The sequence below is a fragment of the Pseudomonas sp. GW823-FHT02C05 genome (genome assembly GCF_058797595.1).
The window spans coordinates 723574-740501 of record NZ_JBXAJU010000002.1; the positions used below are offsets into that span (position 1 = coordinate 723574).

The 16928-nt window shown below is 64.1% G+C and carries 16 protein-coding genes; 13 read left to right on the plus strand and 3 right to left on the minus strand.

All coding sequences use genetic code 11. The annotated features are described in order from the left end of the window. Positions 1 to 14: 14 nt before the first annotated feature. The 9 genes from AC1RGE_RS14330 (at position 15) to AC1RGE_RS14370 (ending at position 10183) form a co-directional block, all read left to right on the plus strand. A complete protein-coding gene (locus AC1RGE_RS14330) occupies positions 15 to 2483 on the plus strand; it encodes a TonB-dependent receptor plug domain-containing protein (protein ID WP_011059728.1) in 2469 nt (822 codons plus the stop codon). Between the two features lie 52 nt (positions 2484 to 2535). Next, positions 2536 to 3606 carry an aliphatic sulfonate ABC transporter substrate-binding protein gene (locus AC1RGE_RS14335; RefSeq protein ID WP_492584517.1) on the plus strand — a complete coding sequence of 357 codons (1071 nt, stop codon included), beginning with the start codon at positions 2536 to 2538 and terminating at the stop codon, positions 3604 to 3606. 292 nt (positions 3607 to 3898) lie between these two features. After that, entirely contained in the window at positions 3899 to 4675 is a 777-nt protein-coding gene (locus AC1RGE_RS14340) for a 2OG-Fe(II) oxygenase (protein WP_011059730.1), read from the plus strand. A gap of 4 nt (positions 4676 to 4679) precedes the next feature. Continuing rightward, the gene (locus AC1RGE_RS14345) at positions 4680 to 5429 is read left to right on the plus strand and encodes a tRNA-dependent cyclodipeptide synthase (RefSeq protein ID WP_011059731.1); all 750 of its coding nucleotides are present in this window, start codon (positions 4680 to 4682) and stop codon (positions 5427 to 5429) included. A 130-nt stretch (positions 5430 to 5559) separates the two neighbouring features. Beyond that, on the plus strand, positions 5560 to 6987 hold the full coding sequence (locus AC1RGE_RS14350; protein ID WP_072443231.1) for an MFS transporter: 1428 nt from the start codon (positions 5560 to 5562) through the stop codon (positions 6985 to 6987). 13 nt (positions 6988 to 7000) lie between these two features. Further along, a complete protein-coding gene (locus AC1RGE_RS14355) occupies positions 7001 to 8332 on the plus strand; it encodes an LLM class flavin-dependent oxidoreductase (RefSeq protein ID WP_011059733.1) in 1332 nt (443 codons plus the stop codon). A gap of 62 nt (positions 8333 to 8394) precedes the next feature. Next, on the plus strand, positions 8395 to 8733 hold the full coding sequence (locus AC1RGE_RS14360; protein ID WP_011059734.1) for a YegP family protein: 339 nt from the start codon (positions 8395 to 8397) through the stop codon (positions 8731 to 8733). Between the two features lie 272 nt (positions 8734 to 9005). Then, positions 9006 to 9650 carry a hypothetical protein gene (locus AC1RGE_RS14365; protein ID WP_011059735.1) on the plus strand — a complete coding sequence of 215 codons (645 nt, stop codon included), beginning with the start codon at positions 9006 to 9008 and terminating at the stop codon, positions 9648 to 9650. After that, entirely contained in the window at positions 9650 to 10183 is a 534-nt protein-coding gene (locus AC1RGE_RS14370) for a hypothetical protein (protein WP_072443233.1), read from the plus strand. The genes AC1RGE_RS14365 and AC1RGE_RS14370 overlap by 1 nt, the downstream gene beginning before the upstream one ends. Positions 10184 to 10252: 69 nt before the next feature. Here the strand turns inward: AC1RGE_RS14370 and AC1RGE_RS14375 are convergent, their stop codons facing one another. Next, positions 10253 to 11140 carry a dihydrodipicolinate synthase family protein gene (locus AC1RGE_RS14375; RefSeq protein WP_015634478.1) on the minus strand — a complete coding sequence of 296 codons (888 nt, stop codon included), beginning with the start codon at positions 11138 to 11140 and terminating at the stop codon, positions 10253 to 10255. 31 nt (positions 11141 to 11171) lie between these two features. Next, the gene (locus tag AC1RGE_RS14380) at positions 11172 to 11954 is read right to left on the minus strand and encodes an aldolase (RefSeq protein WP_011059738.1); all 783 of its coding nucleotides are present in this window, start codon (positions 11952 to 11954) and stop codon (positions 11172 to 11174) included. 161 nt (positions 11955 to 12115) lie between these two features. On the opposite strand from AC1RGE_RS14380, the gene AC1RGE_RS14385 reads away from it, so the two are divergent. Then, the gene (locus AC1RGE_RS14385) at positions 12116 to 12658 is read left to right on the plus strand and encodes a helix-turn-helix domain-containing protein (RefSeq protein WP_011059739.1); all 543 of its coding nucleotides are present in this window, start codon (positions 12116 to 12118) and stop codon (positions 12656 to 12658) included. A 109-nt stretch (positions 12659 to 12767) separates the two neighbouring features. Here the strand turns inward: AC1RGE_RS14385 and AC1RGE_RS14390 are convergent, their stop codons facing one another. After that, positions 12768 to 13787 (minus strand): DUF4917 family protein, encoded by a 1020-nt coding sequence (locus tag AC1RGE_RS14390; protein ID WP_041774553.1) that lies wholly within the window; start codon positions 13785 to 13787, stop codon positions 12768 to 12770. Between the two features lie 158 nt (positions 13788 to 13945). Between AC1RGE_RS14390 and yiaY the strand changes: the two genes are divergently transcribed. From yiaY to AC1RGE_RS14405, 3 genes are all read left to right on the plus strand, one after another. Continuing rightward, the gene (gene yiaY, locus AC1RGE_RS14395) at positions 13946 to 15094 is read left to right on the plus strand and encodes an L-threonine dehydrogenase (RefSeq protein WP_011059741.1); all 1149 of its coding nucleotides are present in this window, start codon (positions 13946 to 13948) and stop codon (positions 15092 to 15094) included. A gap of 149 nt (positions 15095 to 15243) precedes the next feature. Continuing rightward, a complete protein-coding gene (locus tag AC1RGE_RS14400; RefSeq protein ID WP_492584519.1) occupies positions 15244 to 15981 on the plus strand; it encodes a PA3715 family protein in 738 nt (245 codons plus the stop codon). A gap of 25 nt (positions 15982 to 16006) precedes the next feature. Beyond that, positions 16007 to 16738: a PA3715 family protein gene (locus tag AC1RGE_RS14405; protein WP_019094816.1), complete on the plus strand. Its 732-nt coding sequence runs from the start codon at positions 16007 to 16009 to the stop codon at positions 16736 to 16738. Positions 16739 to 16928: the final 190 nt, after the last annotated feature.

The window sequence follows — 16928 nt, forward strand, 5'->3', positions numbered from 1 at the left end:
AAGGATCTGAAGTCATGAGTATTTCCTTGCATAAAATCCTCTTCGGCGCGGCCCCCCTGAGCCTTGGCCTGCTGGGCCTGGCGCTGCCCGCCGAACTGCTGGCGGCCGACGAAACCCTGGGCACGGTGGTGGTCACCGGGGTGCGCGGCAGCCAGCAACGCACGGTGACCGACAGCCCGGCGCCGATCGATGTGATCGACAGCGAGCAGTTGCGCAGCATCGGCCAGAACGGCCTGAAAGAAATGCTCGGGCGCCTGCTGCCGTCGTTCAACGTACCGACCATCAACGGCGGCGGCACGGCGTTCCTGGTGCGCGGGGTGAGCATGCGCGGCCTGGGCGGCGACCAGGTGCTGGTGCTGATCAATGGCAAGCGCCGGCACAACTCGGCGCTGATCAACAACGGCGCACGGGTCGGCAACGCCTCGGTGCCGGTGGACCTGGACCTGATTCCCACCGCCGCCATCGAGCGCATCGAAGTGCTGCGCGACGGCGCGGCGGCGCAGTACGGCTCCGACGCCATCGCCGGGGTAATCAACATCATCCTCAAGCGCAATGCCGAAGGCCTGACCTCCGACACCACCCTGGGCCAGTACTACGACGGCGACGGCACCACCGGCCACGAAGCCTTCAACTGGGGCAACAAACTGGGAGAGAACGGCGGCTTCATCAACCTGTCCTGGGACGCCAAGCTGCAGGAACCCTACGAGCGCTCCAGTGCCGCCAGCGGCCAGCTGTACTTCAAGCAGGCCGACGGCTCGCCGGACCCCCGGGAAAGCAATCGCCAGGGCTGGGGCACCGAGTACGGCCTGGGCCGCGATCGCACCACCAGCCTGGCCTACAACGCCGAGCTGCCTCTGGAGGACGACCTCAAGCTGTACTCGTTCTCGACCCTGAGCTACCGCAACAGCAACAAGGACCTGGGGCACCGCAAGCCCACCGACATCACCAGCCTGGCGGGCATTCCCAATGCGCCTTACCCCAACGGCGGCCAGGCGCGGCGGGAAATCCACGAGACCGATTTCCAGGTCGCCGGTGGTGCCAAGGGCCTGCTCGGTGGCTGGGACTGGGACCTGTCGAGCACCTACGGCAAGGATCGCGGCGTGCTCGACACGGCCAACAACCTGAACATTTCCAATGGCCCCTACAGCCAGCACGACTTCCACCTGGGCAACCTGGTGTTCGACCAGTGGACCAACAACCTGGACTTCTCCCGGGCCCTGGACATCGGCTGGAGCAGCCCGCTGGAAACCTCCTTCGGCGTGGAATACCGCTGGGAGAAATATGCGCTGGAGGAGGGCGAGCCCAACTCCTACAACCAGGGCAGCTATGTCCCCAACACCGGGCCTTTCGCCGGTGTGGTGCCGGACCCGGGGTTGTTCTCGGTCAACGGCACGACCCCGGAAGATGCCTACAGCCTCAAGCGCCACAGTGAGGCGGCCTATATCGACCTGGGCCTGAACATCACCCCCAACTGGTACGTCGGTGCGGCGGCGCGCTACGAGAAGTACAACCTAGGGGTAGGCGACACCACCAGCGGCAAGCTCACCACCCGTTACGAGTTCCTCCCCGGGTACGCGGTGCGGGCTGCGGTGAGCAACGGCTTCCGTGCACCGTCCCTGGCCCAGAGCGTCTTTTCCACCACCAGCACGGTCACCGAATTCGGCGCCGGTGGCACCACCACCTCGGTGCGTACCAAGCAGATGCGCCCCAACTCGCCGGAAGCGGTGGCCCTGGGCGCCAAGGACCTGGAGCCGGAAACCTCGCGCAACTACAGCCTGGGGTTCACCGCCGAGCCCACCGATCGGCTGCGCCTGACGGCCGACTTCTACCTGATCGACATCGACAAGCGCATTCTCCAGACCGGCATCCTCAAGGGCCCGGCGGTGTCGCAGATCCTGGTGGAGAACGGCCTCTCGCCGAACCTCGCCGGGCAGTACTACACCAACGCTGCCGACACCCGGACCAAGGGCGTTGACCTGGTGGCGGACTACCGCCAGTCCTTCGGCGAGTACGGCACGGCGAAATGGAGCGTCGCCTACAACCACAACAAGACCACCATCCGCGACCTGGCGGACACCCCGGCGGCCCTGTCGCGCCTGGGGGCGGGGTATGTGCTGTTCGACCGCCAGCAGCAGATCGACCTGACTAAATCCACGCCCAAGGACAAGTGGATCCTCTCCGGCAACTACAAGGTCGGCGACTGGACCACCAACCTGCAGTTGACCCGCTTTGGCGAGTACACCGAAGGCTCGAACATCCCGAGCAACGATCGCACCTACAGCGCCAAGTGGATCACCGACCTGGACGTGGCCTACGACGTGACCCAGAACCTCACCGTGGCCGTGGGCGCCAACAACCTGTTCGACGTATACCCGGACAAGATCGGCCTCAAGGCCTGGGCGGGAACCTATGAATACGGAATGTTCTCGCCCTATGGCCTGGGCGGCGGCTACTACTACAGCCGCGTCAGCCTGGCGTTCTGAGCATGACCACGATCACTCTCGCAGGAGCTGGCTTGCCAGCGAAGGCGGCGGCATGACCGGCGCAGGGTTCAAGGGCCATTCGCCAGCAAGCTGGCTTCTACAGCCGTGGCGTCCTGCCGGTCGTTCACCTGGTAGGAGCTGGCTTGCCAGCGAAGGCGGCGGCATGAAGGGCGCAGGGGGCAGGGGTGGTTCGCCGGCAGGCCGGCTCCTGCAAGGGCTGGTGCTGTGCCTGTGGCTGGGTAGTGCACTGGCGCAGCCGGCGCTGCGGGTGTCCAGCCAGAAGCAGTCGCTGAAGATTCTGCTGCAGGCGGCAGGCGAGCTGGAGCAGGTGCCGTACCCCATCGAGTTCGCCTCCTTCGCAGCCGCGGCCCCCACCGCCGAGGCCCTGGCCGCCGGGGCGGTGGATATCGGCAGCCTGGGGGATGCGCCCTTTGTGTTTGCTGCCGCGGCCGGGGCGCCGCTCAAGACCGTGGGGGTGATCAAGCTCAAAGTCACGCCGACCGCGGTGGCGATCGTGGTCAAGGAGGATTCGCCGCTGAAGCAGGCCGCCGACCTCAAGGGCCGGCGCATCACCACCACCCGGGGCTCCATCGGCCATTTCCTGGCCCTGGCCGCCCTGCGGTCGGTGGGCCTGCACGGCGCGGATGCGCAGTTCATCTTTCTCCAGCCGGCCGAATCCCGCAGCCTGCTGAGCAACGGCCAGGCCGATGCCTGGTCGACCTGGGACCCCTATACCAGCATGGTGCAGATGGAGGGCGGCAGCCGGGTGCTGGTCAGTGGCGAAGGGCTGTTCGCCGGGCACATGCTGCTGGTGGCCAACGACCAGGCGATTCGCGACAAGCCGCAGCAGATCGCCGACTTCCTGCAGCGCCTGGATCGTGCCTATGCCTGGGCCAACCAGCACCAGAGCGAGTTTTCAAAGATCCAGGCCGGCTACAGCGGTTTGCCGGTGGAGGTGCATGAGCGTTCCAATCGCTACTCGGTGCCCCGGCGTATCGCCGTAGGCCCGGCCGTGGTGGAGGACGTGCAGCACACCGCCGATCTCTACCGCGAGGAGGGCATTATTCAGAAGACTTTCGATGCCGCAGCTTACATGGATGCTCAATTCAATGAAGTTGAATGAGTGTGTGGCAGTTTTATTAATTGATCTCGGGAGGTTTTAAATAAATAAAGAGCAATAATGTCCTTCGCTTAATTTAACTATCAGCAAATTTCATAATCTTCTCGCAGCACTTTCAAAGTGCCTGTGGTGGCCGCTATTTGCCTGATTTTCGATACATTTTTAAGTTTGGATATTAGAGATAAAGGATATTTCACAAGGCCATCGCAACTGCCTAAGGTGGCCCTGAAACAAATTATTACGTTCTACCGATGTTGTACTTCGTCGCTACTTCCAGGGAATTAAGGGAGCTTGCATGTTCACAGTCACTACGGCCGACAAACTTGAAGCGCGGCATATCCTCGATGTTGTGGAAAAACGCTCTTACGGCGTTCAGCTCAAAGGTTTCTGCCCACCGGATACCTTGCAGGTGGCGCGGGATCATCTGTATCAGCAGGAACTGCGCAGTGCCTTCAGCCAGCAGCAGGAGTTCGTCCGGGTCGGCAAGGCTTATATCGAGATCCAGGATGAGCAGAGCCGGGCCGAATACCACGCCCTGGCCCTGCCCAACATTCGCAAGATCCGCAATCTGTTCCGGCCACTGGCCTCGCCCATCGACGAACTGCGCCTGCTGCTGGACGAAGTCTGGCCGCAGGGCGCGCACCTGTTGCAGGTGGACGGGCAGAAGTGTTTCGTCGGCATTGCCCGCTTCCAGGGTTCGGGGGTCGATCTCACGCCCCACACCGACAAGCTTGAACGCAATGCCCCCGAGGGCCACAGCCCGCAGTTGCTGACCCAGCTGTCCACCAACATCTACCTGGAGATCCCCGAGGATGGCGGCGAGCTGGAGATCTGGGGCATCGAGCCGGACGAGCAGGAGTACAACCGCCTCAAGGGCGAACGGGCCTACGGCATCGAACGCCACCTGCTGCCGCCGCCGGATTTCGTGGTCAAGCCCGAGCCCGGCGACCTGATCCTCCTCAATCCGCGGCTTATCCACGCCGTGCGCCCTTCGGCCAGCAGCACCCGGGTCACCCTCGGGGTCTTTATCGGTTACTACGGCGAACACCAGCCTTTGGCCTACTGGAGCTGAACTCATGAGCAAGGTGCAGGAAATCAACCTCAAGGCCTACTTCAACAAGGGCGGCGAGGAGCACGAATTCGACGGCAAGCGCGTGGTACTGGCGGTCAGCGTCGGCCAGGAATATCACGAGGACCAGAAGCTGCGGTCCACCATTCACTTGATCAACCAGTCCGGCTTCAGCCACGTCAAGGTGGTGGTGGCCGATACCCTGCAACGCCACAACAAGCACGGCAAGTCCCCCGGGGAGGCGCTGTCGGCGGCGATCCGCGATGGCGATGCCTGGCTGGCGCGCAACCAGAGCATCCTCGACGGCCTGCGGGTGCCGTACCACATCACCCGCTGGAACCAGGAACTGGCCAGCGACCGCTATGCCGAGCTGCGCCAGCAACTGAACCAGGTCTACCAGCAGCGCGAGGAACTGCGCGACGCCATCGACAGCACCATCGGCGTATTCACCGAGCGCCTGCGCCTGCGTGACGAACACGCGGACATCGAGCGGGCGGCGGCCCAGTGCCGGGAGTACATCCTGGAAGAGATCCCGATCATCCTGCCGCTGTGGGCCGACGAGGGTTACCACTACGTGCTCTACCCGCAGCAGATGACCACGGCCATGGCCACCAGCCGCGAGTTGCTGATCGAACCCCACAGCCCGGACCGGGTGCGCTGGCTGCCCCTGAAGTTCAAGAAGCGGGGGATCCCGATTCCCTTCACCTTGCCCGGCGCCATTCACCCCAACTGGACCAGCGGCGCCATCGCCATCTGATCCGCCGCGATCAATGTAGGAGCTGGCTTGCCAGCGAAAGCGCCCTTGCCGGCGATGCCGGACTCAAGGGGCTGTTCGCCGGCAAGCGGGCTCCTACAGAGCGTTTTTTTTTGACTGACAAGGAGTTTCCATGAGCGTTTTTGCGCAACAGCAACGCAAATGGTGGGCATTGCTCGGTGTGAGCATCGCCAGTTTTCTCGGCTGTGTGGATTTCACCATCGTCAACACCGCGTTACCGGCCCTGCAGGCCGACCTCGGGGCCTCGGTGGACGCCCTGCAATGGGTGATCAACGGCTTCATCCTGGCCCTGTCGAGCTTCATGGTGCTGGTGGGGCGCCTGGCCGACCTGCACGGGCGCAAGCGGGTGCTGTTCATCGGCCTGACGGTGTTCGGCCTGGCTTCCCTGGCGGCCGGGCTGGCGGGGCAGATCGATACCCTGATCGGTGCGCGGGTGGCCCAGGGGCTGGCATGCGCGGTGCTCTATACCGCCTCGGGGGCGATTGTCTCCAGCACCTTCGAGACCGCCGAGCAGGGCCGGGCCTTCGGCGTGCTGTTCGGGGTCAATGGAGTGGGGCTGGCGGTCGGCCCGGTGTTGGGCGGGCTGATAACCAGCGCCTTCGGCTGGCAGTGGATCTTTCTCATCAACGTGCCCTTCGTACTGCTGAGCCTGGGCATTTGCAGCTTCAGCGTGAAGGAGTCGCGTTCGGCCGAGACCGGGGCGCGCCTGGATGGTTGGGGCGCGCTGCTGTTGCTGATCGGCCTGCCGAGCCTGGTGCTGGTGATCGTCCAGGGCGGCAGCTGGGGCTGGGGCTCACCCCTGACCCTGGCCCTGGTGGCGCTGGCGGTGCTGGCCCTGGGCGCATTCCTGGCGGTGGAGCGGCGGGTGGCCGCGCCGATCATCGACCTCAAGCTGTTCGCCAACCGGCGTTTCGTTGCCGGAGTGGCGGCCAGTTTCGGCCTGGCGCTGTTCTACTGTGTGGCGTTTTTCGTCATGCCGCTGTACCTGGCGCAGATCCGCGGCGAAACGGTGCAGGCCAGCGGCCTGCTGTTGCTGCCCACCACCCTGGGGGTGGCGCTGCTGTCACCGCTGGTGGGGCGCCTGGTGGATCGCAAGGGGCCGGCGCTGCTGATCAAGACCGGGCTGCTGCTGTTCGTGCTGTCGGCGCTGTTGCAGGCCGGTTTCGATGGCCAGACTTCGCTGCCTTATCTGCTGGGCGCCTTTGTCGTCATGGGCCTGGGGTGGGCCAGCATTCTCGGGCCGTCCACGGTGCTGGGGATTTCCTCGGTGCCCCAGGAAGTGGGCTCGGTGGCCATGGGCTCGCTGATGACCTTGCACAACGTCGGTGGCGGTGTCGGGCTGGCGGTGGGGGTGGGGCTGTTCCATCACTTTTCCGCCACGCCGCTGGACGATGCCCAGGGCGCCTTTCTCAATGGTTACCGCGCGGTGATGGGCTTTCTGGCGGTGATCACGCTGCTGGTCTGGGCCTCGGTGAGCCTGCTCTTGCGCACGGCCCCGGCGCCGGTGCCGACGGCCGAGGAGGGCACCAGCCGTGGCTGAGCGCGGCGGGCAGATGGGGCTGGGGGCCTTTCTCTCCGGCTCCGGCGCCCATGGCGGCAGTTGGCGCCATCCCCAGGCGGATGCCGACGCCTCGTTGAATTTCCAGCGCTACCGGCACTACGCGCAAACCCTGGAGCGGGGCTGTTTCGACGCCCTGTTTCTCAACGACAACGTGGCGGTGGGGGACCTGGACCCGCAGGTACTGGCCCGCAGTTCCTACAGCCTGCGCTGGGACCCGCTGACCCTGCTGCCGGCCCTGGCGGTGGTGACCCGGCATATCGGCCTGATCGCCACCGCCAGCACCTCCTACAACGAGCCCTACAACCTGGCGCGCAAGTTCGCCTCCCTGGACCACCTGAGTGAGGGCCGGGCTGGCTGGAACCTGGTAACCGGGCTGGTCGGCGGCGAGAACTTCAACCACCCCGAACCCCTGAGCCACGCCGAGCGGTACGCCCGGGCCGAGGAGTTCTTCAGTGTGGCCAGCGGGCTGTGGGACAGCTGGGCCGACGACGCCTTTCCCCGGGACAAGGCCAGCGGCCAGTGGCTGCGCCCGGAGCGCATGCACCTGTTGCAGCACCGGGGGCGGCACTTCCAGGTACAGGGGCCGTTGAATGCACCGCGGCCATTGCAGGGCTGGCCGGTGATCGCCCAGGCCGGGTCGTCCGGGCCGGGCTGTGAGCTGGCGGCGCGCTGCGCCGAGCTGGTGTTCACCGCCCAGACCGACCTGCAGCAGGCCAAGGCTTTCTATCGCGAACTCAAGGAACGGCTTCCCGCTTACGGGCGTCATGCCGGGCAGTTGAAAATCTTCCCCGGCATCGCCCCCACGGTGGGCCGCACCCTCAACGAAGCCGAGGAGAAGTACCAGCAATTGCAGGAACTGCAGGACCCCCAGGCACAACTCAAGGCCCTGTCCTACCTGCTGGACCTGGGTATCGACCTGTCGCATCTGCCCCTGCATGCGCAGGTGCCGTTGCTGGACGACGCCGCCCCCACCGAGCGGCATAAAAGCCGCCGGCACCTGGTGCAGGAACTGATCCGCCGGGAGCGGCCGAGCCTGGCGCAACTGCTGCGCAGCCTGTCGGCCAGCGGGCACAAGGTACTGGTGGGCACGCCGGGGCAGATCGTCGATGAGCTGGCTACCTGGTACCAGGAATACGCCGCCGACGGCTTCAATGTGCTGTTCACCCATCTGCCGGGGGCCATCGACGATTTCGTGCAACTGATCACCCCCGAGCTGCAGCGCCGGGGTCTGTTTCGCCAGCGCTACACCGGCCACAGCCTGCGTGAACACCTGGGGCTGGCGCGGGTGGAAAACCGTTTCTTCAGCCACCGGGGCAATGGCTGAATGGCTGAAAGAGTCTTTACTCTCAAGGCGCAACGCCCATCGATCAACCCAGGAGCTACAGCATGTCCGGATGGTATGAGTTGAAGAAAAGCAGCAACGGCCAGTTTCGCTTCGTGCTCAAGGCGGCCAATGCCGAGGTCATTCTCAGCAGCGAGCAGTACACCACCCGCGCCGCAGCCGAGAACGGCATCGCCTCGGTGCAGGCCAACAGTCCCCTGGAAGAGCGCTACGAGCGCAAGAGCGCCAAGGATGGCAAACCCTATTTCAACCTCAAGGCGGCCAACCACCAGATCATCGGCAACAGTGAAACCTATTCCTCGGAAGCGGCCCGGGAAAAGGGCATCGCCAGCGTCAAGGCCAACGGCCCCAGCCACAACATCAAGGACCTGACGTCCGTTTAGGCCCGGCTCCACACACCCTCGACAGCACCAGGCCCGAACCCATGCAGCGTTCGGGCTTTGTGCTGCCAGCGGGTTTTCACGAGCACCTGGCATTTGCCTGGAGGCCGGGCGAGGGCAGCGTATTGTGATCTGGCAGGCCGCCAGCCGATTGGCGACGGAGTTATGGCGCAATGCCATCATTTGCCTTATCCTCCGCGCCCGTCACCGGGCGCTCGGCAGGCCTGGCACTCTGGTTGACGTTATCAATCATTGTCCAAGGGATCTGCGACCTCATGATTCGCCCTCTCGTATTACTCGCCGCGCTGCTGGCGTTGAGCGGTTGCTACAGCCTGTCTTCCACGAAAGTTGCCGAGAGCATGCGCCCCGACTCGCAGTCGGGGGTGGCCTATGTGGTGGGGGTGGTCGGCATCTGGCCGAAGGCGGTGCACACCGCCAACGAACAAATGCTGCTGATTCGCCCGCGCGGCGGTGACGGGTTCGCCTCGGCGCGCTTGTACAACCAGATCTACGGCCGCACGCCACGGGATGTGCGCGAGACCTGGCACGGCATCGGCAGCCTGTTCGTGATGCCGCTCAAACCCGGGCGCTACGAGATCTACAACCTGCACTTCGACCGCGGCAATGCCACCGCCTGGAGCCGCGAAGATTTCTCCATCCCCTTGGAACTGGAAGCCGGCAAGGCTTATTACCTGGGTGATTTTCGCGCCGGCTGCCTGTCGGCGTCGGGGGCCAAGTGCGTGTTTCTGCACAGCGACCACCTGGAGCGCGACGCCGCCCTGGTGCGCGCCAAATACCCGCAGGTGCCGAACCTGCAACGGGTCGATCTGGAGAAGATGGAGGAGGTCACGTCGTTGATCGTCAGGGAGCAGGGGCCCAAGTCGTCGATGCTCAAGGCCATGCTGTCGGGGGATCTGTAATGCGTAATCAATTGTGGTTTTTGATGGTGCTGATGCTGGGGCTTGGCGGTTGCCAGACCAGCCACAGTCTCAAGCGGGCCGAGGTGGATTATCAGCAGCGGCTACCGGCGATCAGCGTCAGTGTGATGGGGGCCATCCCTGCCGGCCTGATCCGTGACGAACTGCGTCGTCGCGGCACCTTCGAGCAGGTGCAGCCGGGGTTCAGTGCCGATGGCTACAACGTGATCGTGATGGCCAACAGTGATTACTTCGGCTGGCAGAACATTCCCATGGGGCTGCTCAGTGCCATGACCTTGTTTATCGTGCCGGGCCGGACCACTTGGGACAGCCAGGTGATGTTCCATGTCAGCCGCGGTGACCAGGAGGTGGCCAAGTATCGGGTCAGCAATCAGACCCGCTCCTGGCGTGGGTGGGCCAACACTGATGGCGGCCAATACCAGCATGTGCGGCGCATCACCGACGACTTCATTGCGCAGATGCTGCAGGACCCGCAGTTCAAGGCCCAGGCCCCGGTGGCGCTGGACAGTCACTGAGCCACGCTTGGACGCGGCACATGCCAAAGCCCGAACGGTGTCAGCCGTCCGGGCTTTTTTTTCAGGAAATCAACCCAGGCTCTGCAGCAGCGTCTGCAACTGTTGGCGACCGCCCTCGTTCAGCGCGAATACCGGCTTGCGCGGCTCGCCGGTGGGCAGCCCGGCGAGTTCCAGCCCGGCCTTGACCGTGGCCGGCAAACCGCCCTTGAGGATGAAGTCCAGCAGCGGCAACTGGCGGTAGAACAGCGCCCGGGCGCGAGCCAGGTCGTTGCTCAGCACGGCCTGATAGAGGTCGAGATTGAGCTGCGGGATCAGGTTCGCCGCCGCTGTGCACCAGCCACTGGCACCGGCAGCGAAAGCTTCCAGGGCCAGCGGGTTGCAGCCGTTGTAGAACGGTACCTGGCCTTCGCCCAGCAGTTGCAGCTTGTGCATGCGCTGGATGTCGCCGGTGCTTTCCTTGACCAGGGTGACGTTTTCCACGGCGTGGAAGATCTTCAGGATCAGTTCCACCGACATGTCGGTGCCGCTGGTGGCCGGGTTGTTGTAGAGCATGATCGGCACGCCGATGCTGGCGCCGATGGCCTGGTAGTGAGCGAGGATCTCGGCTTCGCTGAGCTTCCAGTAGGAGGCGGGCAGCACCATCACCACGTCGGCGCCCTTGGCTTCGGCAAAACGCGCGCGGCGGATGGCCTTGGCGGTGGTCAGGTCGGAGACGCTGACGATGGTCGGCACGCGCTTGGCCACGTGGCGGATGCTGAACTCGCTGACCTGGTCCCATTCGGCGTCGCTCAGGTAGGCGCCTTCGCCGGTGCTGCCCAGGGGGGCGATGGCGTGGACGCCCGCGTCGATCATGCGGTCGATGGAACGCCCGAGGGCGTCCAGGTCCAGGCCTTCGCCGTTGGGGCCGAAGGGGGTGACGGTGTAGCCGATGATGCCGTGGATCTGGGTAGTAGGCATGGTGCAACTCCTGCAAGGCATAAGGGGTGGATCAGTTCAGGCAGTCGGCGTGTTTTTTCAGGTTTTGCCGAGCGTAGTAGTTGAAGGCGGCGCTGTGGCGCTTGGGCTTGGAAATCCAGTCATGGGCTTCGCGGCCCAGCTCCGGGAGGATCGGCTTGATGGTGCCGGCGGCCATGGCCAGCAGTTGCAGCTTGGCCGCACGCTCGATCAGTTGAGCGATCACGCAGGCTTCCTCGATGCTCGCGCCGGTGGACAGCTGGCCGTGGTGGGAAAGCAGGATCGCGCGCTTGTCGCCCAGGGCGGCGGAGATGATTTCGCCTTCTTCGTTGCCCACCGGCACCCCTGGCCAGGCTTCGAGAAAGGCGCAGTCCTCGTACAGTGGGCAGAGGTCCATGTGCGACACCGCAAGCGGCACTTCGATCATCGACAGCGCGGCGACGTGGGTCGGGTGGGTGTGGATGATGCAGTTCACGTCCGGCCGGGCGCGGTACACCCAGCTGTGGAAGCGGTTGGCCGGGTTGGGCATGCCGTGGCCTTCGAGGACCTCCAGGTCTTCGTTGACCAGCAGCAGGTTGCTGGCGCTGATTTCATCGAAGCCCAGGCCCAGTTGCTGGGTGTAGTAGGTGCCGGGTTGCGGGCCGCGGGCGGTGATCTGCCCGGCGAGGCCCGAGTCGTGGCCGTTCTCGAACAGAATGCGGCAGGTCAGGGCCAGCTTTTGTCGGTCGGTCCACGTATTATCCGCCAGGGTATTTTGCATCTGGGTCAGGGCTTGCTTGACCAGTTGGTCTTTGGGCAATGCTAATGTCTTGGCCATGTCGAAGGTCCTTTGAGAAGTGCAATGGACGTCGGATCTGCGCTTCACCTGCTGCTTGCGACGGCGCTTGGTGAATCGCGATGACACTTAAGAGGCTATATGACACTTTGTGTCATTGGCAAGCGCCAATCGTTGTTTTCTAGATGGATTAACCGCTCTACATGTCTATCCGTTTGAAATTACTGAGAAAAAAACTGGGCGTGACCCTGGAAGCCCTGGCCGAGAAATCCGGGATGACCAAGAGCTATCTGTCGAAAGTCGAGCGCGGGCTGAACACGCCGTCGATCGCTGCCGCGTTGAAGCTGGCCAAGGCGCTGAACGTCAAGGTCGAGGAACTGTTCGCCGAGGACAGCATCAGCCTCGACAGCTACAGCCTGGTGCGCAGCGACCAGCGCCAGTCACTGGCGGCCAATGGGCAGACGCCGGGATATGCGGTGCTGGCCCATCAGGTCAGCGAGCGCAACCTGCTGCCGTTCATCATCTACCCGGCCCGGGAATTCAGTGACAAGACCTTCAAGGAACACCTGGGGGAGGAGTTCCTGTTCGTCCACGAAGGCCAGGTGGAAGTGGATTTCATGAACGAGCGGGTGATTCTCAACCGTGGCGATGCACTGCACTTCAATGCGCAGAAACCCCACCGCATCCGTTCCGTGGGGGACGAGCAGGCGCAGTTGCTGGTGGTGGTGCACAGCAGCGAGGACTGAAGGCGTTCAGCGCCGCCAGGAGCCGGCTGGTTGGCGAATGAGCACCAAGACATGCATCGCCCCGGCGGACATCTTCGCTGGCAAGCCAGCTCCTACAGGGCGGGAGTGCTCAGCGCTCCACGGGCACCGACAGGGCCGGGTTGCCCAGGGCGTGGGTCTTGGAGTCGAAGAAACGCAGACTCAGGTCCAGGCCTTCGAACAGCTTGGCGTAGTGGCGTTTCTGGTGCTGGATGAACGCCGCGCTGCGCGGGTAGATGGAGATCGCCAGGGTCTGGGTCGCCGACTGGCGGATCGCCTGGACCAGGTGGCTGTCCTGGGGCCCCAGGTTGTGGCCGAAGATGCACAGCGCGCCGCTGTGATCCAGCAACTGCTGGTAGCAGAACGACAGGTAATCCGAGCTGCGGATGGTCTTGAGCTTGTCCGCCAGCGGCCCCTCGCTGACGAACAGCGGCACGTCGTCCAGGGTCTTGAGGGTGTTGTTGATGGCGAAGCTGCCCAGCAGGGTGCCTTCGGTGGAGGTCAGCTTGCGCGCGCTGCCGTCCAGGTTGCGCACCAGGTGCAGGCCGCCATGCAGGTAGAGAATGCGGGTCGGGGCGCTAGGGGCGCTGCCCAGTTCGAAGGCCGGATCGGCACCGTGGAACAGGTCGTCGATGCCTTGGCTGTCCTGTTGCACGGCCCAGTAGTTGAGCAGGTCATAGTTGCTGGTGAACACCGTGGGATAGCGCCGCAGTTCCTGGTTGATCGCCACCAGGCTCTGCTCCTGGACCAGGCGCCAGGGAATGTGCACCGCGTGCACGGTGTTGATCAGCGCTTCCTTGATGGCGTAGTAGCGATTGCGCGGCGCCGCCGAGCTGACTGCCAGGGCCTTGTTGACTCGGCTGGTGGTTTTCAGGGCGCCCAGTACCTGCTCGAAACTGCGGGTCTGCAGGGCCTCGAATACGCTGAGCTCGGACTGGCTGAGGGGTTTTTCTTCCACTGTGCGAGCGTTTTCGAACAGTGAGTCGTAGGCAAAGTCTTCCCACACGGCACGGCTGGCGCCGTTGCCGATCAGCAGGCCACTGAACGGTGTGCTGGCACCCAGGGCGTTCCAGTCTTCAAGTTCGGCATCAAATTCCTGGAAATCCATCATCGCGGTCATCGGTCTCAAGGCTGGAGGTATTTCGGCTGGCGACTTTATCACGACCGACCCTTGAGCCAGATCAACAACGCCGGTGAGCGATCGGTCGATCCTGTTTGGCAAACATTGCATCGACACCGTGAAATCGGCATTCGCCGGGAGACCTTCTGATGAGCAGCACCTTTTTCATTCCAGCCGTGAACATCATGGGCATCGGCTGTCTCGACGAGGCCATGAGCGCCATCCGCAACTATGGATTTCGCAAGGCGCTGATCGTCACTGACACGGGCCTGGCCAAGGCTGGCGTGGCCAGCATGGTGGCCGAGAAGCTGGCCATGCAGGACATCGATTCGGTGATCTTCGACGGTGCCAAGCCCAACCCCAGCATTGCCAACGTCGAGCAGGGCCTGGCGCAATTGCAGCAGGCACAGTGCGATTTCGTCATCTCCCTGGGCGGCGGATCGCCCCATGACTGCGCCAAGGGCATTGCCCTGTGTGCCACCAATGGCGGGCAGATCCGCGATTACGAAGGCGTCGACCAGTCGGCCAAGCCGCAACTGCCCTTGATCGCCATCAACACCACCGCCGGCACTGCCAGCGAAATGACCCGTTTCTGCATCATCACCGACGAATCGCGCCATGTGAAAATGGCCATCGTCGACCGCAACGTCACGCCGTTGCTGTCGGTGAACGATCCGGCACTGATGGTGGCGATGCCCAAGGGCCTGACCGCCGCCACCGGCATGGATGCCCTGACCCACGCGGTGGAGGCCTATGTGTCCACCGCCGCCAACCCCATCACCGATGCCTGCGCCCTGAAGGCCGTGGAAATGATCAGCGCCAACCTGCGCCAGGCGGTGCACGACGGCAACGATCTGCTGGCACGGGAGAACATGGCCTATGCGCAGTTCCTCGCCGGCATGGCATTCAACAATGCGTCCCTGGGTTTCGTGCACGCCATGGCCCACCAGCTGGGCGGCTTCTACGACCTGCCCCATGGCGTGTGCAACGCGGTGCTGTTGCCCCATGTGCAGAGCTTCAACGCCACGGTATGCGCCCAGCGCCTGACCGATGTGGCCCACGCGCTGGGAGCGGACATTCGCGGTTTCAGCCCGGAAGAGGGCGCCCAGGCGGCCATCGCGGCGATCCGCACCCTGGCCCGTGATGTGGAGATTCCCGCCGGTTTGCGCGAGTTGGGCGCCAAGTTGCAGGACATTCCGCTATTGGCGGCCAATGCCCTCAAGGATGCCTGCGGCCTGACCAACCCGCGTCCGGCGGATCAGCGGCAGATCGAGGAGATTTTCCGCAACGCGTTCTGAGGGACGGAACCCTTCGCTGGCAAGCCTGCGAAGGGTTCATCCGCACCACAGACTCCCGAGCAACTGCTCCCGGCGTTGAAAGCGCCCGCGCCGCGGAGGATAGTGCGACCTGAAATGGCGCTCTATCCGCCTGTCACAAGGAGTCGTGAATGATCCGTTGCTCTTCCCTGGCCCCGCTTCTGGGCAGCCTGGCCCTGCTGGCCGGTGCCACATCCGCCGTCGCCCAGTGCCTGCCGCCGCCACGCAATGCCGAAGTCCCGGGCTTTTCCCTGTGCAAGGACTGGCCGGCCTTTGCCGACCAGAGCATCAGCCTGCTGTCCGAGCAGGTTCCGGACCCCAGCGACACCGGCACCGATGACGGCACCTACAACCTGCAACTGGCAGTGCTGGACCGCAGCAGCGGACAGGCCCTGGCCAGCTATGAGCAGCCTGCCGCCTTTGTCTCCGACGCCGTTCGCCTGGAGAGCGTGAAGCTCGATACCGGGCGCTTCCAACTGACGCCTCAGGTTCGAGCGTTCGGGGTCCGGGCCGCGTTCGAGGGCTCGTCCCGGGTCAACCCGTTCAATCAGACCTGGCTCAGCCTCTACGTGCGCGAGGGCAGTACCCTGCGCCCGGTGCTGGAGAAGTTCGTGGCCCATTCCTACAACGGCGAATGGGATGGCCAGTGCGCCGGCGAGGGCACTAAAACCACGCGCACCCTGGATATCGCCAAGACCCGCAGCCACGGTTACGCCGACCTGATCGTGCGTTCGGTCAGCGTCAGTACCCAGAGCAAAAAAGTCGGGGAAGAATGCCAGTCCACCTCCGTGGCCGCCAAACCGGTGGTCAGCACCCTGCACTACGATGGCCAACGCTACGTCCTGCCCAATGGCTTCAGTGACATCTGATACCGGCGATCGATAAGGAAGCTTGATGAACCTGCTTGAACAATCGACCCGCGGGCTGGTGCTGTGCGCGTTGCTGGGTGTGGCGACGATGGCGCTGGCCGAGTGCGACAACAGCCCCAATTCCCCGGGAGAACTCCACGTCTGCAAACCCTGGCCGGCGGAAGACGGCATCAACATCGGGGTTCGAGCATCGCCGGTGCAAGGGGCCGAAAACGCCAAGGTACCTCGCTACAACCTGGATGTGGCGCTGCTGCTCGACGACAGCGGCTGGGCCGTGGCCAGCTACAACAAGGACCTGGCCCGGCGTTCCGATGGCTTGGCCTTGCAGGGGTTGCAGATCGATACCGGGCGTTACCAGTTGAGCGAGGAGGAGCGGGCCTTTGGCCTGCGGGCCACCTACCGCCGCGCCTCAAGCACCCACCCCCATGAGAAAACCGTACTGACCCTGTTCGTGCGTGATGGCAAGGGCCTTCCGCCGAGGCTCGAAGGGCTGGTGGTGGATGAGCGCCGCGCTGAGCTCGGCCGGGGCGGTGAGTGTGTCGGGCGCAGCCGGACCCTGCACCGGACCCTGGAACTGGGCAACGGCCAGCGCAACGGCCAGACCGACCTGCTGGTGCGTACGCGAATCGTCGACACCGAGCATTTCAAGGGGCCGGCCGGTTGCGAAAGCCGCGACCTGGTGCCCAGGGACAGCCGTGTCACCTTGCACTACGACGGCCAGCGCTACCCCTTGCCGAAAACCTTGACGGGAGCGTGAACCATGCTCAAGGGGCTCAACCACCTGAGCCTGGCCGTCAGCGATCTGGCCTCGCGATTGCTGGCCTGGCGTGATCATCCTTACCCGGGAATGCGCTTTTACTCCGCCGATTGAGAGACTGTTCCACAGGGGCAGCTGACGAAAGCGGCTGGTGGCAAGGTGCCTTGATCGTGCAGAATCCGCCACATTC